Here is a 20322-nt window from a genome sequence, read left to right on the forward strand (position 1 = left end):
ATCCTCAGATCATATAATGCAGCAGATCAAACGGCGTCGGCTTGGAAGCCGGGTCGGCCGAAAAGCATTTCTGGATACGCCCATCCTTGAGAACGACAATGGTGTGCGACAATCCAATCGCTTCTTCCAGCGTATCAGCAACCAAAACGATTCCAACTCCTGCCGCGCTCATCTCACGGATCATGTCGTAGACGTCTTCCTTGGCGCCGATGTCGAGACCTCGGGTGGGATGATCGAGAAGCATGATGTCAGAACCGCCGGAACGCCATTTGGCCAGCACAACCTTTTGTTGATTACCGCCTGAGAGATTGCCACAATCAGCAAACTCGGAATGAGCTTTGATCGACAGCTTCTCGATCCAGCCACGGGCAAGGGCCCGTTCCTCCGCGACCCGCAGAACGCCACCGCTTGAATGGTTCTTCATTTGTGAAAGGGTCATGTTCTCATAGACATTCATGCCGGACACAATGCCTTCAATCTTGCGCTCGCGCGGCACATAGCCAACGCCATTGGCAACTGACTGGCGCGGAGAATAAGCATTCGCCTCCTGCCCTTTGATCCGCAAGCATCCTATTGACGGCGTCAACATGCCATAGATTGTCCGAAGGATTGCCTCGCGGCCCGACCCTTCCGTGCCGACCAGACACAGCACCTCGCCGGCATGAAGCTTGAACGAGATATCGCGGACCCGGCCAGGCAGGCCGACATTCTCCATCTCGACAAGCACATTTGCAGCGTCAAAAGGCTTCTGGAGATGTTCCCGATAATATTGTTTGTCGACGTTGCGCCCCACCATCTTATGCTGGATTTCTTCGGCGCTCGCGCCACCGCGATCAACAACATCCACGACCTGGCCATCTTTCATGACGTAGATACGATCAGAAAGTTCCATCACCTCATCCATACGGTGAGAGACGAATATAAAGGACGCACGCGTTGTCAGTTCTCGTACCAGTTTGAAAAGCAGCCGGACCTCTTCCTTTGACAAAACCGAGGTGGGTTCGTCGAGCAAAATGACAAGATCGCCAGCGACACGTTCTTCCAGAGTCAGTACCTTAGCCAATTCCACCAACTGACGCTGAACGAATGACAGTTTCGACGTGACAAGTGTCGGATCGATATCAAGCTTTACCTTGGCAAGTTGTTGGCTCGCCGCTTTTGCCATCGCCTTCCAGTTAACGACGCCAAGACGCACAAATTGGCGTTCGTAACCAAGGAAGATATTTTCCATCACAGTGAGGTTCGGGATCAGCGACTGCTCCTGGAACACCATCCCGATACCCTTTTCCATCGCTTGGCGCGGATTGGCAAAGCGAACGGGGGTTCCATTGATGAGCACCTGTCCTCCGTCCGGTTGATAGGCACCATAAATGACTTTCATCAAAGTAGATTTACCGGCGCCGTTTTCGCCGACCAATCCGACGATCTCGCCACGCTTGATGTGAAAATTGATACCCTTGAGGGCATGAACGCCTGGGAATTTCTTGTCGAGGGATTTGAGCTCATACATAGTGCACACCTCACTTGACGAAGGAGACCATCTTGCGGTCGGTCGACAGCACAACCGCCACAATAACAAGGAGACCGAGCACGCCGTCCTGAATGAAATCGGGAAGGCCAATAACGACCAGTCCGTTGTCTATCACATTGACGATCAACACGCCCACGAGCGCATTCCACACGCCCCCGATTCCGCCCCAGAGAGCCACACCACCGACCACAACGGAAGTGATGGACACGAACATGAAGTTTGTACCTGTTACCGATTCCGCCTGGCCTATACGCGCCACGACCAGTATGGCGGCGATGGCATAGAAAATACCAGCAAGCGCAAAGCCCACAATACGGACGCGCTTGACGTTAAGACCCGATGCGTGAGCAAGATCTTCACCGCCACCGACCGCATAAAAATTGCGCCCCAGCGTGGTATGCGTCTGAATGAACCAGGCCACGAGGAAGAAAAAAGCCGCAACGTAAACCATCAATGGAAATCCCAGCCAGCGAACGGTGAGCAAGCTTCGAAAAGCGCTATCGCTAACTCTGACGATATCCCCGCCTGTGAGCAGGATCGCGGCCCCTGTTCCAACGAACCCCATGGCAAGGCTTGCCATAAAAGACGGTATCTTTAGCTTAACATGCACAAGTCCGTTCAATAGGCCTATGAAACCGCCAAGCATCAATATTATCGGAAGGGCAATCCATCCGAGACCTGTCGAGGATCCGCCGAAAACAGCGAAGACAAAGGCAAACGAGACCGCTGTCAGTGAAATCGACCCTTCCATGGAGAGATCGATCGACCCCATTATGATTATGAAAGTCACCCCCACAGCCACCATGAGTGCCGGAGCCGATGCAATGGCAATGCGTGCGAAATTCCTGACCGAGAAAAATGTGGGATTGAGCGCAGTGAAAAGAATGATAAGAGCTATCAGCACCAAAAGCGGTGCCCACTTGATCAAGGTTTCGCGCGATAGATGACGTGCCACGTCGGACTACCCTCTTCTTATGAAGTCTGAACTGGGAAAAATGGCGACGGCACTCCGGCCGCCGCCAATCGGCAAAGATCAGTATTTGATCTGACCGTTCGTAGGACCCCAGAAATCTTTCCAGTCATATGCGGGAACCGCATCCAGATACTTGGCCTTGAAATCGGCCGCATCTTTTTGGGTGATGAGGATCGTCGGTCCGTAGAACTCGCGATGTTCCTTTGGCTCCTCCGAAGGCTTGAAGGTTCCAATCGCGGCATGATAGGCGAGCGCAGCGCTGATGCCGCCGCCCCAATGGGGGTTGGTAAATACCGTAGCGAGAAGCTGGCCTTCCATCACCATTTGCACGGCTTCTGGATTGCCGTCATAGGCCACGATCGGCATATTCTCGATGCCTTCAGCGCGCAGGGCTTCAATAACGCCGTAAGCGATATTGTCAGCTGCGCAATGCACACCCTTGATCTTGTCTCCGTATCGCGTAAGAAAGGAAGACATCAATGCCGCACCCTTCTGGGTATCCCAGTCGGCAGGCTGTGCATCGAGCAATTCGATGTTCGGGAAATCTTTCAGGGCATTTTTTAAGCCGTTAAGGCGTTCAACAGCCGGATTATTGGCCGCGATACCCCCAAGATGCACAACGCCGCCCTCGCCGCCCATGGCTTCGAAAAGGATGCGCGCGGTTTCCTCGGCCGGTTTCTCATCGGACCACGTCATATGGGAGACGTAGTTATCGCCGAAGTCCCAGGGATGCAGATCGTCGGTTTTGTTCCATATCGTGGAAATAAAACCGCCAGCGGCCTGGACTGCTTCAACCACGGGACGCGCATTGGGGCTATCATTGGGATCGCAGGCTATCGCGCAATTACCATTGCTCTTGGCGAGAAACGCCTTGATGTCTGCCAGCGACTTTTCAGTCGAGCCCTCATTGATCAAACTGACTAGCGCCGTTTTTGGCCTTCCAAGCGATTCCACGAAGGCTTCGCCGCCCGAAACGACCGAATTCCAATATGCTGATGCGCGGTCGCGATAGCTCCAGGCCACCGCCGGATCGCTCAATGCCGCCAGCGCCGCACCACGTCCAAAAACTTCCGGCATGGCGACAGCCCCCAGTCCGGCCGCGGCGGCGAAAAGAAAATTGCGACGGTTAAGCGTCTCACGCTCAATAAAGCCTTTTATGAAGCTTGACATATATTCCTCCCGAATCCCGTCTGAAAGCGTATCCCGGGCTGCGGCGGACTCGACATTGGCGAGTTCACTCGTCCGCTATCCGTGATAGGCGTCACTCCAATAACGCACTAACTGGTTACTGCATTATTGCACTTCTCGTCAAGTGGTTTACAATGAACTTGCGCGTGTCGTGTTATCGGTTCGATTTTGACGACACGCGATTCGTACGTGTATGAGTAGATCGCACACACTAACCCAGCGGAGGACAGGCCTTGAGCGTGACAAGCGAGCAGCAAGAAAAATCAGGCCCAAAACCACGTATCCGCGATGCCGAGGCTACAAAGCTGCGCATTCTGGAAGCTGCAAAAAAAGAATTTGCAAAGAACGGTTTGGGCGGCGCCCGCGTGGACGATATTGCTGAAAAGGCCAAATCCAACAAGCGGATGATTTATCACTACTACGGAAGCAAGGAAGATCTCTTCCGCATTGTGTTGGAGAACGTTTATCTCGAAATTCGCGCTGCGGAGCAAAAACTAAATCTCAAGGACCTGGATCCAAAAGCCGCGCTCGAAAGGCTCGTGCGCTTTACGTGGGAGTATTATCTCAAGAACCCCGAATTCCTCACGCTCGTAAACAGCGAAAATCTGCATAGAGCCAAGCATCTCAAGAAATCCGAAATCGTTCGGGCTTCCAGTCGCAAACTTGTCAGTATGGTCGCGGAACTATTGGAGCGAGGAGTAAGGGACGGTGTTTTTCGTGAAGGCATCGACCCTGTACAACTGAATATTACGATTGCCGCGGTTAGCTATTACTATCTGACGAACCGGTTTACAGGCTCAATAATTTTTGAGCGCGATTTAATGGCAAAATCTGCTCTTGAGGATCGGATCCTATTCAACGTAGAAACAATTATGCTTCTTGTCTGCAATAAATTTTAGCATATTTATTCTTAACATTATATTTCATTTATATTTTTAAAATTTCATAATCGAATGAATATTAAATAGCGATGGTCCGATTATTTCAACGCATCAGAAGGATTACTCGAACCCGACCGATTTTTTGCCAGCCTTTAAGTCGAGAAATATTTACGTGTCGCTCGGTGCATTCTCTGGGTTAAATTTTTAGCCATTAGTCTACAACGAAGTGTTCTATGCTGACTCCGCGGTTAGCCGATGTGCGGCTTGTCAGTCAAGAATCTGGGCCAAACTTCTCAACCACAACAATCGAGTTCCCTAAACGCCTTGAAGGGATATGAACCCGCGACCTGAGCCTTTGGTCTTTCAAAGCTATCGATAGAGTTGCGCAATGTGCTGAAAGCACTCCTCAGTCCGAAGCAGCCCCCGAGAATTGCAGACATTGCAATAAAGTCTGAAGCAATAATCACCACGTCATTCCGCAAAGTTGGCCAGTTAGTATCGCCCACGCCCTGTTCACAACATCAATCAGAATAATTTTCTCCTGCTTGCTTTTGCAATCGATATTGCGGACGTTATTACCGGAATCCCATCCGGGAGAACTCTTGGGAGGAAAGACATGCAGCATAACACACTGAAATCGCTTTCCCTTGCCGCTGTCATTGCCGTTGCGTGCCATCTGCCTCCGGCTTACGCGGCATCACCAGCGCCGGCAGAAGGCCAGAATGGCATGGTGGTTACAGCCCAGCATCTTGCCTCGCAGGTCGGTATCGATGTGCTGAAGAACGGCGGCAACGCCGTCGATGCGGCGGTTGCAGTCGGCTACGCGCTGGCGGTTGTCTATCCAACGGCCGGTAATCTCGGCGGGGGTGGCTTCATGACGATCCGCTTCAAGGACGGCAAGAGCACCTTTCTCGATTTTCGAGAGCGCGCGCCGCTCGCCGCCACCAAGACCATGTATCTGGACAAGGATGGCAAGCCGGTCGATGGCGCCAGCACTGAAACCTATCTGGCCATCGGTGTACCAGGTACGGTAGCTGGCCTCGAGGAAGCACGCGAAAAATATGGCACCCGCAAGCGCGAGGAGTTGATCGACCCGGCACTGAAACTCGCCAAAAACGGCTTCACACTTGAACTGGGCGATATTCTCTCCTTTGCCGACGGTAATGAAAGACTGGCGAAAGACCCGGCAGCGGCGAGAATCTTCTTGAAAGACGGAAAACCGCTTCCCCTGGGTGAAAAGCTTGTCCAGCCGGATTTGGCAAAGTCGCTTTCGGCCATTTCGGAAAAAGGTCCAGCAGCCTTCTATCAGGGCGATATCGCCGATCTGATCGTCAAGTCGAGCAAGGAAAATGGCGGCATTCTCGCCAAGGCCGATTTCGAGCAATACAAGGTTCGAGAGCTGGAACCGGTCAAGTGCAGCTATCGCGGCTACCACATCGTCTCATCGCCACCGCCCTCTTCGGGCGGGCTGATCATCTGCGAAATCCTGAATGTGCTGGAGGGCTATCCGATTTCTTATCTCGGCTATGGCTCGGCGGAAACCACGCGTTTGATGGTGGAAGCGATGCGGCATGCCTATGTGGATCGCAACACGGCGTTGGGCGACCCTGATTTCGTCGATAATCCAATCGAGAAGCTCACCAGCAAGGCCTATGCCGCAGAAATCCGCAGTCGTATCGACCCTTATCGCGCCGGTGTCAGCGAAGCGCTGAAACCAGCCGAGTTCAAGGAGTCCAACGAAACCACGCACTATTCCATCGTGGACAAGGACGGCAATGCTGTCGCCGTGACCTATACGCTGAATGGATCGTTCGGCACGGCCAAGGTGGCCGAGGGCACCGGCATTCTTCTCAACAACGAGATGGACGACTTCACCATCAAGCCGGGCGTGGCCAATCTTTATGGCCTCATACAAGGCGAAGCCAATGCGATCGAACCGCGCAAGTCGCCGCTGTCCTCGATGAGCCCAACCATCGTATCGAAGGATGGCAAGCCGTTCATGGTTATCGGCAGTCCCGGCGGTTCGCGCATTATCACGATCACGCTCGAGGCAATCATGAATGTCATCGATCACGGTATGGACATTCAGGAGGCGATTGACGCCCCGCGCATCCACCACCAGTGGCTGCCCGACCGGGTCTATATGGAAGCGAACGCGCTTTCGCCGGATACAATCCGGCTACTGACGGGTATGGGCTATACGGTTGGAGAAGACGCTGACTGGCCGGTCTGGGGTGAGGCAGCTGGCATTCTTGTCGGTGGTAAGGATATGGCGGCCATCGAAAAAGGCGGCGATAATCGCTATTATGGCGCAATCGACAGTCGAGCCGTCGCTGGCGCAGCAACGGGATATTAGAGCACAAAAGTCGTCGGCTGCCTTGATTGCCAGTGAAAGTCATCGAATTCTAACGACGAGAATGAGGCCGACTGCGGACCATCCGGTCTTGGAAGTCAGCCAAGATATAGCTGCCATAGAGCGCGGAACTCTCCATGACTGCTATCGACATCAATTGTTGCAGTTTATGGGGCTACGTCTTTGCTTGAAACCTGCCGTTCCTCTTTCAGAGGACGGACGTTTCCGGGTCTAGCTGATCGCGAGAAATATAGACGTCGTTGAACAGTTTCGGTCCCTTCAGTCCGTAAAGATTGAGCGGATTGCGGCTGGCGACAATGCGGATTGCGGCGTCGGCCTCTCAGCAGGTCAGATCGCCATCTCGATGTCTGGATGTATACACGCGACGTCGGCGATAGCCGGCATAAGCAGGTGTGTAGCGAGGAACGGTGAAAGCGTCACCCGCAAATACTATGACGCTTCCATCTTCTCCGCGTACCCGAAGAATTCCTCGCTCCCAGTCGTCAGGCTGCACCCCATCCCTCAGCATTTTTAGAGTGCTGGGCCGCCTAATCTTTACAATCATGATTGCTCTTGAGTGAGCAAGCCGCGCGCAGATTGATTCAAATTCGCTGCCTCTATCCCAAAAACCTTGGGTAACAAGGATCGTCGCGACCCGGTTTCTGGTTATCTGGAAGTCTCTAGAGATGTCTTCCTTCCGGAGCGTCAATGTTGGCAGACGAACAAAGATTTCACCGGCGTCGCCTGGCCAATTTGGTTCTCCGGTAACTTGCAATCGTTGGTAGACGCATTTACTTTCTTCCGCAACGTCACGACAGCTTGAGTAGGCGATCCTTGCCGGACAAACTGTCGATGAAACGGAACGCCGGTTCGAGGTGGCGGCTTCGACGGCAGAGGGGGCTGTTACTGGTGTCTACTATTCATCATCCAATTGGTCGACATAGAGCGATGCTGTTGCGGCAAACGACCGCGATAAGTGCCGGAGACATATCGACCGTCGAGAAAACATCGTTCGATCCAATGCTGGGTCATCCGACGGGAGTTGCTGCGACATATTCCCTTTCGGCCGATGGGAGAACGGCGGGCAACGTATTCTTCGCCTCGCATTTAAGTCCACTGCGTCGCTCTTTGGTGGCAATCGGACTATTCGTCGGCATCGCCTCGCCTGCTACGGCCCAGGTGGTTTGTTCCCCCGTGCCAGGCACCGCCTGCGGCGCGAAGGGCGGTGCCGGAGGTCCTGATCGTGCATCGGCTGGCGGCGAAGGCAACGGGCAGGGCGGAGGGGCGCAGGACATTTCGCAAGGGCGCATACCTGTCGATGGTCTGCCGGCAATCGACGGCAAAGGCGGCGATGGCGCCACTGGTTTTGATATAGACGGCAGCATCGGCGGTGCCGGCGGTGCCGGCGGTGATCTGGGCACGCTGATCGGCACTGCTGTGACCGGAGGAGCGGGTGCAGATGGCTCGCCGCACGGCCATATCCCCGGCGGCGGCGGCGGTGGCGGAGCAGGCGCACTTACCTCAGCCCTCAATTTTTCCACTACCGACGGCAACAGTTACACGGGCGGTGCGGGCGGCAAAGGCGGTGCGCCAGAAGATGGCAGTGGAGGAAGCGGTGGCGGTGGAGGTGGCGCAGGCCTGATCCTGGGGGGAGGTGGCAACCAGCATCTGACGGTAACCGGCGGGTCACCCATCACAGGCGGCGCAGGCGGCAATGGCGGTGAATTTCTTGGTGGGAACACCACCTGGGGAGGTGGCGGTGGCGGTGGCGGTGACGGTGTGCTGGTGCTTGGCGGGAATGCCGCAGTTAGCATCGACGCCGGTGGCATTGTTGTCGGCGGCACAGGTGGCGCGGGTGGTTATGGCGGCTTCGTTGAGGGCGAAGACGGTGATTCAGGCGCCGGCATCCGGGCCATGGGTATCGGTCTTAACGTAGACAACCATGGCACGATCCGAGGTGGTAACGGCACTGGCGGCGGCGCAGCGGGCGTCGGCATCATCACGCAGGGCACAGCCAACATCACCAACTACGGCACGCTTTCCGGCGGCACGGACACAAACGGCCGGGCATCTTCGGTGCTGTTCAACGGGACGAACAACACGCTTAACTTGCAATCCGGATCGACGGTAATTGGCGTCGTCGAGGTAGGTGCCGGCGCATCCGCGACGATCGCGCCATCTGGCACAACCACCATCGACGGCGCAAAGCTGGATGGCAGCGGCGCGCTACTCATCATTGATCTGACTTCTGCGTCGCTCGACATGGGGTCGAGCATCGCGGGTACAGGAGATGTCTCGAGTTCCGGTGCCGAGATGTTGACGCTGCATGGCGTTGACCTCACGGGCTCGCTGGATTTCGGCAATTCGGGCGGCGTGGTTACCTCCGGAGGCGCCATCCGCACCAGTGGTCTGCAACGTTATGCTGGCCCCGTACAGGTCGGCGCCGACACGACATTCTCGAGCATCGGCGGTTCCATCACATTCGACCAATCGATCAATGGCACCCATGCGCTCGAAGTGGATGCGTCGACGGGCAATGTCTACTTTGGTAATACGCTCGGTGGAGTTCAGGCGTTGAGCTCGGTGACTGTGAACTCGAACACGCTTTCAATCGGTGGCGTAAGTGCCGGGTTGCTCGATCTCGATGTGTCAACCGGCATCACACAGTCCGGTGCCTTCTCGATCTCCGGCGCCAGCATCTTCCAGACCAATGGCGATCTCACGCTCACCAATGTGGGCAACACCTTTGGCGGCGCTCTGCATATCCAGGCCGCCAATGTCACCGTTGCCACATCGGGCGACCTGAATGTCTCTTCGCTGTCGGCCGCCCCTGGCGGTGACATTACGCTGACAAGCGGCGGCGTACTAACCTTGCCCACGAGCGGCCTCTCGACGCTCGGCACGATCACACTCAAGGGTATATTCGCGTCCGGCAACTTGTCCGCGCAATCCATCGATCTGGACGGGACAGGCGCGCTCATCGTTGACGGCGCGGTCATGGCGACCAATGGCCTCACGCTGCACGCCACCGGAAATGTCAGCCAGACGGCGGGGGGGATCACTGCCAATACCATAAGCGTCGATGCAGGAAGCAACGACGTTCTCCTTAACCAAGCCGGTAACGCGATCGATACGGTCGAGGACGTGTCCGCGCGCGCTTTGAGTATCGCGAACAGCACGGCGCTGACATTCGCGGGCATCGTCCATGTGGATACGCTTAATCTTAACGTGGCGAGCGCATCCATTACGGGATCGATAACGGCGGATGCGGTCGCGAACCTGCCCGGCGGCACGACGCTGACGGTGGGTAACGGCGGAGCAGTCGGCACGCTTCAGGCTGACGTCGTCGATCATGGTACGTTGGCATTCGACCGCAGCGATGCAGTGAGCTTTGCCGGCGCTCTGGGCGGCGATGGCGCTCTCGTGCAGCGCGGAAGCGGCAGCCTGGTGTTCGACGGCGATGGTTCGGCCTTTCAGGGTCAGACGCGCGTTGAGGCTGGCGAACTCGTGGTCGGCAGCACCGCGGGAAGCGGCGCCAAGCTGGCGGGCAACATCACTGTTGCCGATGGCGCAACTCTTGGCGGGCATGGTTCAGTCGGCAATACCACGGTACTGGCCGGCGGAACGCTGGCGCCGGGGGCCTCGATGGGGACGCTGACAGTCGATGGCAATCTTACGATGGCCCAAGGCACGGCGCTGGATTTCGAGTTCGGCGCGCCCGGTTTGAACTTCGCTACGCCGGGCCAGAGCGACCATGTTGTTGTGACAGGCAACCTGTCGATTGGCCGTTCCACGCTCAACGTCAATAATCTCGGCAGCATGGGGCCTGGTCTTTATAATCTGTTCACTTGGGGGGGGGCACTGGACATCGCCGGGGGCGGTTTTACACCTCCACCCGGCACGTCACTGCAGATACTGACCGTCGACAAGCAGATCAATCTAATCGACACGCAAGGTCTGACGCTCAACCTATGGAATGCCAATGGTTTGGCTGGCCCTGGCCAGATGGGCGGCGGCAGTGGCGTCTGGTCTCTATTTTCCCGTAGTTGGTCCGATACGACCGGGCAGTATGTCGGTCCAATGTCGCCGCAGCCGGGATTTGCGATCTTCGCCGGTGTGGCGGGAACAGTCACGGTAGATGACAGTTTTGGCACCGTTGGCGTCACTGGTATGCAGTTCGCGAGTGACGGTTACCATCTTACCGGCGACGCGATCGATCTGGTCGGACAGAACGGCGGCACGCCGGTGCTGCGTGTCGATAACGGCGCTACCGCGATCATCGACAATGTTCTGAACGGGAACAGCGCTTTCAACAAGACCGACGGTGGCAGGCTGGTGCTAACCGGCGCTAATCTTTACACGGGTGGCACGATCCTCAGCGGCGGGGAGCTTTCGGTGTCTTCTGACGCCAATCTGGGTGCTGCCTCCGGAGCGCTGGATTTTGAAGGCGGCGTGCTGCAGGTCACCGGCAATAACTATCATTCGACCGCCCGCCAGATCATGTGGGGCAATGTGGGTGGTGGCTTCGACATTGCTGCGGCCGACAATACTTTCACGGTCAGTCAGTCCCTGACCGGTCCGGGAGGACTGATCAAGCTTGGCGCGGGTATTTTGAACCTGTCCGGCGTCAACGGCTATACGGGAGGAACGACGGTTAGCGAGGGTACAATTTCGACGGCGACGACAGGTGCATTGGGCAGCGGACCTGTGGTGATCGCGGCAAACAGCGGAAGTTCCGCGAGTATAGTCTTCACAGATTCGGCCGATGCCAGCTCGCTGTCGTTCGACGTTACCGGAACGAATAGCCGTCTGTATTTCTACGACGACAGCACGGCAGGCAATGCGACGATTGCCAACCGGAGTGGCAAGACGCGGTTTTATGATAACAGCACGGCTGGCAATGCCAGCCTGATCAACGAAGACGCTAATAGTGCCTTCGACTTTTCCGCCACTTCAGGCCCCGCTGGCGATCACAAGGTCAGCGCTGGCTCCCTGTCTGGCGATGGTATCTTTGCGCTGGGCAGCAATGAACTGACTGTTGGGGGCAATGGTCTTTCCACGACAGTCAGCGGTGCTATTAAGGACGGAGGAGATGAAGGCGGTACCGGCGCTAGTCTCGTCAAGACCGGCACGGGCATGCTGACTCTGACGGGCGATAACAGCTACACGGGCGGCACGACTGTTACCACCGGTACTTTGCAGATCGGCGATGGCGGCGCGAGCGGCAGCATTACGGGCGACATAAAGATCGCTTCGGCGGGTACTTTCGCCTTCAATCGCAGCGACGATTATGCATTCACGGGTGCTTTGTCCGGCGATGGTCATTTTACCAAGGCTGGAGCGGGTATCCTTGCCTATGACGGGAACGGCTCGAACTTTGCGGGAATGACGGAGTTCGTTGCCGGTAGCCTTATCGTCGGTTCGGATGCTGCTCATGCCGATGCCGTGCTCGGCGGCTCTGTCAATGTCGGCTCTGGCGGCACACTCGGTGGTCATGGCACCATCGGTTCAGGGGCAGGCTCCGTCTTGACCATCGGTTCGGGGGCGACGATTGCACCGGGCAATTCCATCGGCACACTCACCGTCAACGGCAATTATGTGCAGGTCGCAGGTTCCACGTATCTGGCCGAGATCACGCCCGGTGGATCATCGGACCGGATCGCCGTAACCGGCACCGCCACCATCTCTGGTGGCACGGTCTTTGCGGCAAAGGCACCCGGTGGTTATAGGCCGGGAACTCAATACACTATTCTGTCCGCTGATGGTGGCGTGAGCGGTACCTATGCCATACTCGATCAGAATGCTCCCTTCGTCGATCTGGCTCTCACCTATGATGCCAACAACATCGTTCTCGACGTTGTACGTAACGATGTATCCTTCCCGACCGTCGGACAGACCCCGAACCAAAAAGCCACTGCCGCCGGACTGGAAAGCCTCGGCGAAGACAGCCTGCTCTATAATGTCATTGCAGGCACTTCGGATGAAGCGACGGCGCGGGCGGACTTTGATTCTCTGTCCGGTGAGATCCATGCCAGCATTAAGTCGGCCCTGATCGATGACAGCCATTTTGTCCGCGATGCGGTCAATACCCGCGTTCGTTCCGCCTTTGGTGATGCGACGGGTGCCGGTATGCCGGTCGTCGGCTATGGGCCGGATGGTGTGCAGGCAACGTCTGCCGACAGCATTGGCCTGGTCGGCTGGGGTTATGCCTTCGGATCATGGGGTTCCTTCGACGACGACGGCAATGCGGCTTCTATGGATACCGCAACCGGCGGATTTCTCACTGGCATCGACGGTGAGATCGCGCAGAATGTCCGTCTCGGTCTTCTTGCCGGATATAGTCGGACAACTTTCGATATCCACGACCGCGCTTCATCCGGTAACAGTGATAATTATCATCTAGGCCTTTATGGCAGCGGCAAGTGGGATGCGCTGCGCCTTACTGGCGGTATTGCCTATACGTGGCATGATATCGAGACAAGCCGCTCGGTAGCTATTCCGGGCTTTGTCGACAGCCTGGATGGCGATTATACCGCCGGAACCCTCCAAGTCTTTGGCGAGGCAGGCTACAGGATCGATGGGCCCCATGTTTCGTTCGAACCTTTCGCTAATCTGGCCTATGTCCGCCTTCATACGGATAGCTTCACGGAACATGGCGGGGCGGCGGCGTTCCATGTTGAAGGCGAAATCGCGGATACGACCTTCGCGACGCTAGGGGTGCATCTGTCATCGACTTTTGAGCTTGGCGGGATGCTGGCTCATGCAAATGGCACGCTGGGCTGGCGACATGCTTTTGGCGGCACCACGCCGGAGAGCATTCACGCCTTTGCCGGTGGCGATGCGTTCACTATTGCAGGTGTTCCCATTTCTAAGGATGCTGCGCTTATTGAAGCGGGTCTCGATATGGACATTACTTCTAGTGCAACCCTTGGCCTTGCCTATCAGGGTCAGTTCGGAAATGGCACGACACAGAACGGTTTCAAGGCAAATCTCAGCGTGAAATTCTGACAAAGCCAAAAAGCATGGCCGCCGCCCTTTGGCGGTGGCCAATGCATCCAGCGAGAGTCTTTGATCTTGCAACATAACTAAGCGGCGACCCGACAACTCCGTATCGCATCATATTGTTAGCAGACTGCAGTCGCGAAGTTATCGCGCCGATTAATCCCCATGCCACACGGAGACAGGGCTGTATCGAGCAACTAAATCAGCTTCCCGATAGGCAGTTTTCCTCTGCCGCCGCCCGAAACCTGTCTGGCTTCCACCCCATCGCGGCCGTCGAAAGCAGGATAAGCGGAACGACCGCTTTGGAAAGCGTGAGAATGCTCCGATAATGACCGGCATGGGCGCGCATTTCCGACAAACAGGCAAGAGGCCAGAGCAGACATCCTTGGCGAGCATAACGCCTCTATGACGTGCCCCTGTTAAAATGGTCCGGATTTAATGTTATTTTCCGGCGGATTTTCCCGATTTGAGAAGGAGAATTTGCCATGAAGAAGAGACGGTATTCGACGGAGCAGATCGTGGCGGCGTTGAAGCAGGTAGAGCTTGGATTGCCTGTCGCAGATCTGCTCCGTCAGCTCGGCATATCCGAGATGACCTATTATCGATGGAAGAAGCAATATGCCGGCCTTGAGTCCGATCAGGTTCGGGAGTTGAGGCAGGTCGTGGAGGAGAACGCCCGGCTGAAGAAACTGGTGGCTGAACTCAGCCTCGACAAGGCTGTTTTACAGGACGTTCTTTCAAAAAAATTTCCCGACCGGCGCTCATGAAACAGGTTGTAGACTATGTGACCGGCGTCCACGGTTACAGCCAGCGCCGGGCCTGTCGTTTGACGCAGCGGCATCGTTCCACACAACGCAAGGTTCTCAGACTGGATCCACGCACGGCACTGCGTCAGCGCATACATGAGATTGTCCTGACACGTCTTCGATTTGGTTATCGGCGTGTCCATATCCTGCTAAAACGCGAAGGCTGGCAGGTTGGCAAAAATGTCGTTTATCGGCTGTATCGCGAAGAAGGGCTGTGTTTACGGACCAAAAGGCCCCGTCGCGGCAAGATGGCAATGCATCGGCAGGCACGCTATCAGCCAACCCGGCCCAACGAAGCGTGGAGTATGGATTTTGTCCATGATCAATTGGCAAGTGGTTCGAAACTGCGTCTGCTCACGGTGATCGATGTGTACACCAGAGAAGCACTGGCGATCGAAGTCGGGCCCAGACTTCGAGGTGAACATGTGGCAGCAGTGCTGAACCGTCTTATCTATCTGCGTGGGGCACCACGGGCGGTGTTTTGTGATAACGGCGCCGAATTTACCGGGCAGATCGTTGATCTATGGGCCTACACGCACAAGGTCAGACTGGACTTCTCGCGGCCTGGAACACCAACTGACAATGCCCATGTTGAATCCTTCAATGGAACATTGCGTGATGAGTTTTTGAATGTGAACTGGTTCAACTCTGTCATGGAGGCCCGACAGCTCGCTGAGGCCTGGAGGCGCGACTATAATGATAGTCGGCCTCACATGGCTCACAATGGAAAAACACCGACAGAATTTGCCGAAATATCAGCCCTGTGCCATAATGGGCAGGTCAAAACTGCCGCTGGATTTTAACAGCCTGCCCGGACCACCAAAACCAAGCACCTCAGTCAAAACAATGCAGCAAGACGCCCGACGGGCTTCCATCGTCTCCAATTGTCGCGATAACAATAGCAAGCGTTCCGGTAGGCAGACAGGGTATGCTACTCTCGGACACAAACATGGGTATGTCCAAATCGTCGATGACGTTCTGACGCTGCGGGCTGACAAGTGCATTGATAACATCGTTCACCCGTAATTGACTGCTGCTCACAATTTAAGATCAGGGATGGGGTGTAGGTATTGCATATATTAGATAATTAAATCAATAGTTTAGCGAAAATCCGATAACATAAATTATGGAACCTTCAAGCAGGACGAGCAACGCTGCCGATTTGAGAGACTAATTCCAGCTGCCGTTACTACGGCACATTGTCAAGCAATCTCCACACATCGAAGTGTGATTTTAACGATGACATCCTAAAGAGAGGAGCATCCATTTTCCATGAGGTTGCGATTGAAGGACTGAAGGCATCGTAGTTCGTTGCACACATGAGTAGCGATCTAGCAGTAAATGGGATGGTACAGCTTGGACGGTATTAATGCTGAACTCCGCTGCTGGCAGCGAAAGAGAGCGTGCTTTCGACGGCAGATTTCCATCGCCGATATCTCTGCTCGTGTCGGTCACCCTGTAACGCCGGCCCGAAAACAGTATCTGGCTGCCAGGGGGCCGCGCTGGCCTCGAGATTCGGCCATATACCGGAGCCTGACCCCGCGAGAAGAGCTGCACCAAAGGCAGTTGTCTCTTTCATTGAAGGCCGTTCAACAGGCTTACCGAGGCAGTTTGCCAAGGCTTGCATGGCCCAATCGCTAGAAGACATCCCACCATCGACCCGAAGCTTGGGAAGTTCCGAAAGCCCGTGGAAATCGTTTGCCATAGCGGTAAGTAGGTCACGGCTTTGGAAGCATACCGACTCCAGCGTAGCTCGCGCGATCTCCGCTACTCCACTGGCGCGTGTGAGGCCGAAAATCGCCCCACGAGCGTCCGGGTTCCAATACGGGGCACCCAGACCCACGAACGCGGGCACCAAGTAAACCTCTTCGTCGTCATTGGCAATCGCGGCGAGTTCTCCGGCCTCGTGCGCTTTACCAATCATTTTCAAAGAGTCTCTCAACCACTGCACTGCCGCGCCCGCCACGAAGATAGAACCCTCGAGCGCGTAGGTGGTTCTGCCAGCAATCCGGTAAGCGATCGTCGACAGCATGCGGTTACTCGAACGCACAATTGTTTCGCCAGTATTGAGAACGACGAAGCAGCCGGTTCCAAAGGTTGCCTTGATCATCCCAGGTCGCAGGCATGCCTGTCCAATTGTAGCAGCTTGCTGATCTCCGGCGACGCCTGCAATTGCAATCGACGATCCGAAGGCTGCAGGAATTGTATTGCCGAAGAAACCGGCTGAGTCCCGCACCTCAGGGAGAACCGCGCGAGGAACTCGAAAGAGCTTGAGTAGGTCTTCATCCCAACAGTTCTCTGCGATGTTATAAAGTGAGGTTCTGGATGCGTTCGTTGCATCGGTTGCATGCACACTACCACCAGTCAGTTTCCATATAAGCCAGCTGTCGATCGTACCGAAAAGAATCTCGCCGCGCTCCGCCGCAGCTCTCGCGCCAGGCACATTATCAAGTACCCATGCGATCTTCGTCGCCGAGAAATAAGGATCGAGCAAAAGTCCAGTTCTGGCCTCTACCGACGCACCGTGACCCTCACGGATTAATCGTTCGCACTCCGATGCGGTCCTGCGATCCTGCCAAACGATAGCATGGTGAATAGGCTTTCCAGACGCCTTCTCCCAGACGACGCAGGTCTCACGTTGATTTGTAATGCCAATAGCGGCGACGTCGAAGGGTGAACCAGCGACTTTACCAATAACCTCCCTCGTTGTCTCAATGACCGATGAAAGGATTTCCTCAGCGTCGTGTTCAACCTCGCCCGGCCGCGGAAAGTGTTGCCGGATCTCCCTGTGTGCTGATCCGACTGCACGTCTGTTTTCGTCGAATAGGATTGCTCTCGACGAGGTAGTCCCTTGGTCGATTGCTATAATGTATCGCGGCATGAAATGTCCTGAGCACTAAGATAAGCCAGCGCGAGAAGGTTCACTGGCTCCAGACAGTCCCAGCCTTTAGGCTGCAGACGGTTGGGGTTTCCGGTTAAAGATCTCCACGACCTTTTTGGCGATCGCGCTTCCAAGCTTAACGTTGGTATCAGCAGTGAAATGGATACCATCCACACCGTCAGTCGACACAAATTCTCCAGCGTCTAGAAAGTCGACCTTCAGGAAAGATGCGAGCGCACGATATTGCTTGGAAAGCTCCACAGACTTTTCGTAGCCGCCAGCAAACATCCCCTCAAACCACGGATCTTGCATAGGGGCGAGCGGAGGAGGCGCAACTATAAGAAGCTTCGGAGCAGGATATGTCGTTCCTACGCCTCCGGCTGATGTCAGTACTTGCCCGGCTAGCTTGCCCATCCCATTCGCAATTTCGTAGGCGGTGCGACGAAAGTAAGACTTCGTGTCATTCGTACCCAGCAGGATGATCACGAGGTCGAGCGGAAAGTGACTTGCAAGAGCCGATGGCAGATAAGTGCTGCCGTTCAGCCTTGGATCGTTAGGATCGTCAACCGACGTTGTCCGGGCGCTGAGCCCTTCCTCGATGATGTGATACTCCCCCCCGAGCTCTCTAGCCATCGCGCCTGTCCACCGCTGCTCAAATGGGTACCGCAGCGTCGGTGAAGCCTCCTGCACCGGGATCCAACCCCATGTCAGGGAATCTCCAAAGCACAGAATCGATCGTTTTTCTTCCATATCTACCTCCTATTGCGATTTACTGCCGCTCGACTTAAGGCCGTAGAAGACCGCAGCCAGCAGAATGATGAGGCCTTGCGCGACTAGTTTGCCTGGCTCGCCGACGCCAAACATGGTCATGACCACGAACAGGAAAGCGAAGCATAGCACGCCAAAGAATGGACCCCACACGCCGCCCTCACCCCGACCAAAGACGACGCCGCCAAGGATGGTCGCGGCTACGGAGAGGATCGGCAGGTCCAAGCCAACCCGTACGCTTCCGACTGCTATTGAAGCGGTTTGAACTAGGGCAGCGATCCCCGTGATCATTCCCGCGATAGCGTGAGCGGCGATGACCGTCCGCTCTACGGGAATCCCTGAAAAGTGCGCCGCTTCAACGCTCTCACCTACAGACGAAATAAATTTCCCGAAGACGGTCCGAGCGAGCGTTACGGAAAGCACTGCCGTTATCACTATCCAGAAGATTACTGGTGTAGGAATGGATAGAACCTTTGTGTTGAAGAGTTCGTCAAAAGCGGGCGGTACGTCACCAGGGGGCCTACCGCTCGACAAAAACTGAACCAGTCCGACGAGGACGATGCTCAATGCCAGTGTGACAATGACAGCCGAGACACGCCGGATAGCAATCATGAACCCGTTGAACAGCCCGATGATCAGTCCCAGGCTAAGTGCGAGAAACAAGAAGAAGGTCAGCGACGCGCCTGGAAACATGTCCGACGATATGCAGTAATTGATCAGCAGGATCACACCGCCGCCGGACAGGTCAATAGACTTGACGCGCATCACCAGGAGTTGCCCGAGGACGAGGATACCTAGCGGTACGACCTGCCGGACGAACACGCCCATGACGTTGAAGTTCAGCATCTGTGGTCTCGCGACCCAGAGGATTGCGATCAAAATAACGAATAGAAAGTAAGCGGGCGGGACCTTCGAAATCGTCCGCAGCATCGATTTTTTGACGAGAGCCGACATCAGAGTCCAATCCTCTTGCGGGACAGGAGGGAAACGACGAACATCAGCAGGCATCCCTTGACTGCGGTCTGAATAAAAGGTGTGACGTTGAGAAGATTCATGCCATTCGAAAGCATTGCGAGTACCGTTACGCCAACGACGGTGCCATGCAGGCTGCCCACACCGCCGGACAATTGTGTGCCACCGATTGCCACGGCAGTGATTGCATCGAGTTCGAATAGGAGACCCACGTTAGGATCGCCAGACACGATACGCCCCGCGAGAAAGATACCTGCGGCGCAGGCAAAGGCCGAGCTTGCCACGTAGGCAAGCACAATGTTGCGCCGCGCGGGAATGCCGAAATTCCTGGCCGCATCATTCATGCCTGCGGCTACGCCGCCGCCTATCGCAAAGAGGTGGATCCCAAATCTCGTGCTGTAAAGGAGTTTCCATGCGACGAGGAGCGTAACGAAACCCCAAATAATTGGCATTGGAATGCCAATTATTGATCCTTCTACCAACCAACGAACGAAATCGGGGATGACGCCGCCGGATACTGGACGCAGGACACGCGTCATTCCAAGAACGATATATTGCATGGACAGTGTCGCGATGATCGGGTGAACGTTGAAACGGGTTACACAAAGGCCGTTAATCAACCCGATGAGCGCAGCGAGCATCAGCACTCCCGGTATGGAAATCCATACCGGTGCCCCAAGCGCAAGAACTGCAGTAGTGAAACTAATCACGGAACCAACTGAAAGGTCGAGTCCGCCGATAAGGATAACGAAGGTTTGTCCAACTGCTGTTATAAGCAGCGGCATTGCCTGCGCGATAAGGTTCGACGCGTTCGCGGTCGTTGCGAACTGGCTTGTTGTGAATATCAGCCAGCAAGCGATGGCGATAGCAAGAATTGCCGGGAAAAGCCAAAGTCCCTGCCGATGGCCGCGATTGCCCAGATATCTGAACAAGGTTGAGTTGCCTGAAAGGCTCATTCCAATCTACC

At 55.5% G+C, this 20322-nt stretch carries 11 protein-coding genes; 4 read left to right on the plus strand and 7 right to left on the minus strand.

The genetic code is table 11. The annotated features are described in order from the left end of the window. Positions 1-4: 4 nt before the first annotated feature. The 3 genes from FHW03_RS23305 to FHW03_RS23315 form a co-directional block, all read right to left on the minus strand. Entirely contained in the window at positions 5-1510 is a 1506-nt protein-coding gene (locus FHW03_RS23305) for a sugar ABC transporter ATP-binding protein (RefSeq protein WP_182522820.1), read from the minus strand. 10 nt (positions 1511-1520) lie between these two features. Then, positions 1521-2336: an ABC transporter permease gene (locus tag FHW03_RS23310; protein ID WP_377515586.1), complete on the minus strand. Its 816-nt coding sequence runs from the start codon at positions 2334-2336 to the stop codon at positions 1521-1523. Between the two features lie 228 nt (positions 2337-2564). After that, positions 2565-3674: a sugar ABC transporter substrate-binding protein gene (locus FHW03_RS23315; protein ID WP_182522822.1), complete on the minus strand. Its 1110-nt coding sequence runs from the start codon at positions 3672-3674 to the stop codon at positions 2565-2567. A gap of 251 nt (positions 3675-3925) precedes the next feature. On the opposite strand from FHW03_RS23315, the gene FHW03_RS23320 reads away from it, so the two are divergent. The 4 genes from FHW03_RS23320 to FHW03_RS23335 all read left to right on the plus strand — a co-directional run bounded on the left by FHW03_RS23320 (position 3926) and on the right by FHW03_RS23335 (position 15537). Further along, positions 3926-4591, plus strand: coding sequence for a TetR/AcrR family transcriptional regulator (locus FHW03_RS23320; RefSeq protein ID WP_182522823.1), 666 nt, complete (start codon positions 3926-3928; stop codon positions 4589-4591). A gap of 598 nt (positions 4592-5189) precedes the next feature. Further along, positions 5190-6929 (plus strand): gamma-glutamyltransferase, encoded by a 1740-nt coding sequence (gene ggt, locus FHW03_RS23325; RefSeq protein WP_182522824.1) that lies wholly within the window; start codon positions 5190-5192, stop codon positions 6927-6929. Between the two features lie 1191 nt (positions 6930-8120). Further along, the gene (locus FHW03_RS23330) at positions 8121-13934 is read left to right on the plus strand and encodes an autotransporter domain-containing protein (RefSeq protein ID WP_182522825.1); all 5814 of its coding nucleotides are present in this window, start codon (positions 8121-8123) and stop codon (positions 13932-13934) included. 479 nt (positions 13935-14413) lie between these two features. Continuing rightward, a protein-coding gene (locus FHW03_RS23335) for an IS3 family transposase (RefSeq protein ID WP_182522826.1) occupies positions 14414-15537 on the plus strand; the annotation gives its coding sequence in 2 pieces (ribosomal slippage) (positions 14414-14675 and positions 14675-15537; 1125 coding nt in all). 563 nt (positions 15538-16100) lie between these two features. On the opposite strand, the gene glpK is transcribed toward FHW03_RS23335, so the two are convergent. The 4 genes from glpK to FHW03_RS23355 form a co-directional block, all read right to left on the minus strand. After that, positions 16101-17615: a glycerol kinase GlpK gene (glpK, locus tag FHW03_RS23340; RefSeq protein WP_182522827.1), complete on the minus strand. Its 1515-nt coding sequence runs from the start codon at positions 17613-17615 to the stop codon at positions 16101-16103. Positions 17616-17681: 66 nt separating this feature from the next. Continuing rightward, a complete protein-coding gene (locus FHW03_RS23345) occupies positions 17682-18365 on the minus strand; it encodes an SGNH/GDSL hydrolase family protein (protein WP_182522828.1) in 684 nt (227 codons plus the stop codon). A 9-nt stretch (positions 18366-18374) separates the two neighbouring features. Continuing rightward, positions 18375-19337, minus strand: coding sequence for an ABC transporter permease (locus FHW03_RS23350; RefSeq protein ID WP_182522829.1), 963 nt, complete (start codon positions 19335-19337; stop codon positions 18375-18377). Further along, positions 19337-20311, minus strand: coding sequence for an ABC transporter permease (locus FHW03_RS23355; protein ID WP_182522830.1), 975 nt, complete (start codon positions 20309-20311; stop codon positions 19337-19339). Before FHW03_RS23355 ends, FHW03_RS23350 begins: the two co-directional genes overlap by 1 nt. Positions 20312-20322: the final 11 nt, after the last annotated feature.

This window comes from Ochrobactrum sp. RH2CCR150 (assembly GCA_014138095.1).
GTDB lineage: Bacteria > Pseudomonadota > Alphaproteobacteria > Rhizobiales > Rhizobiaceae > Brucella > Brucella gambitense.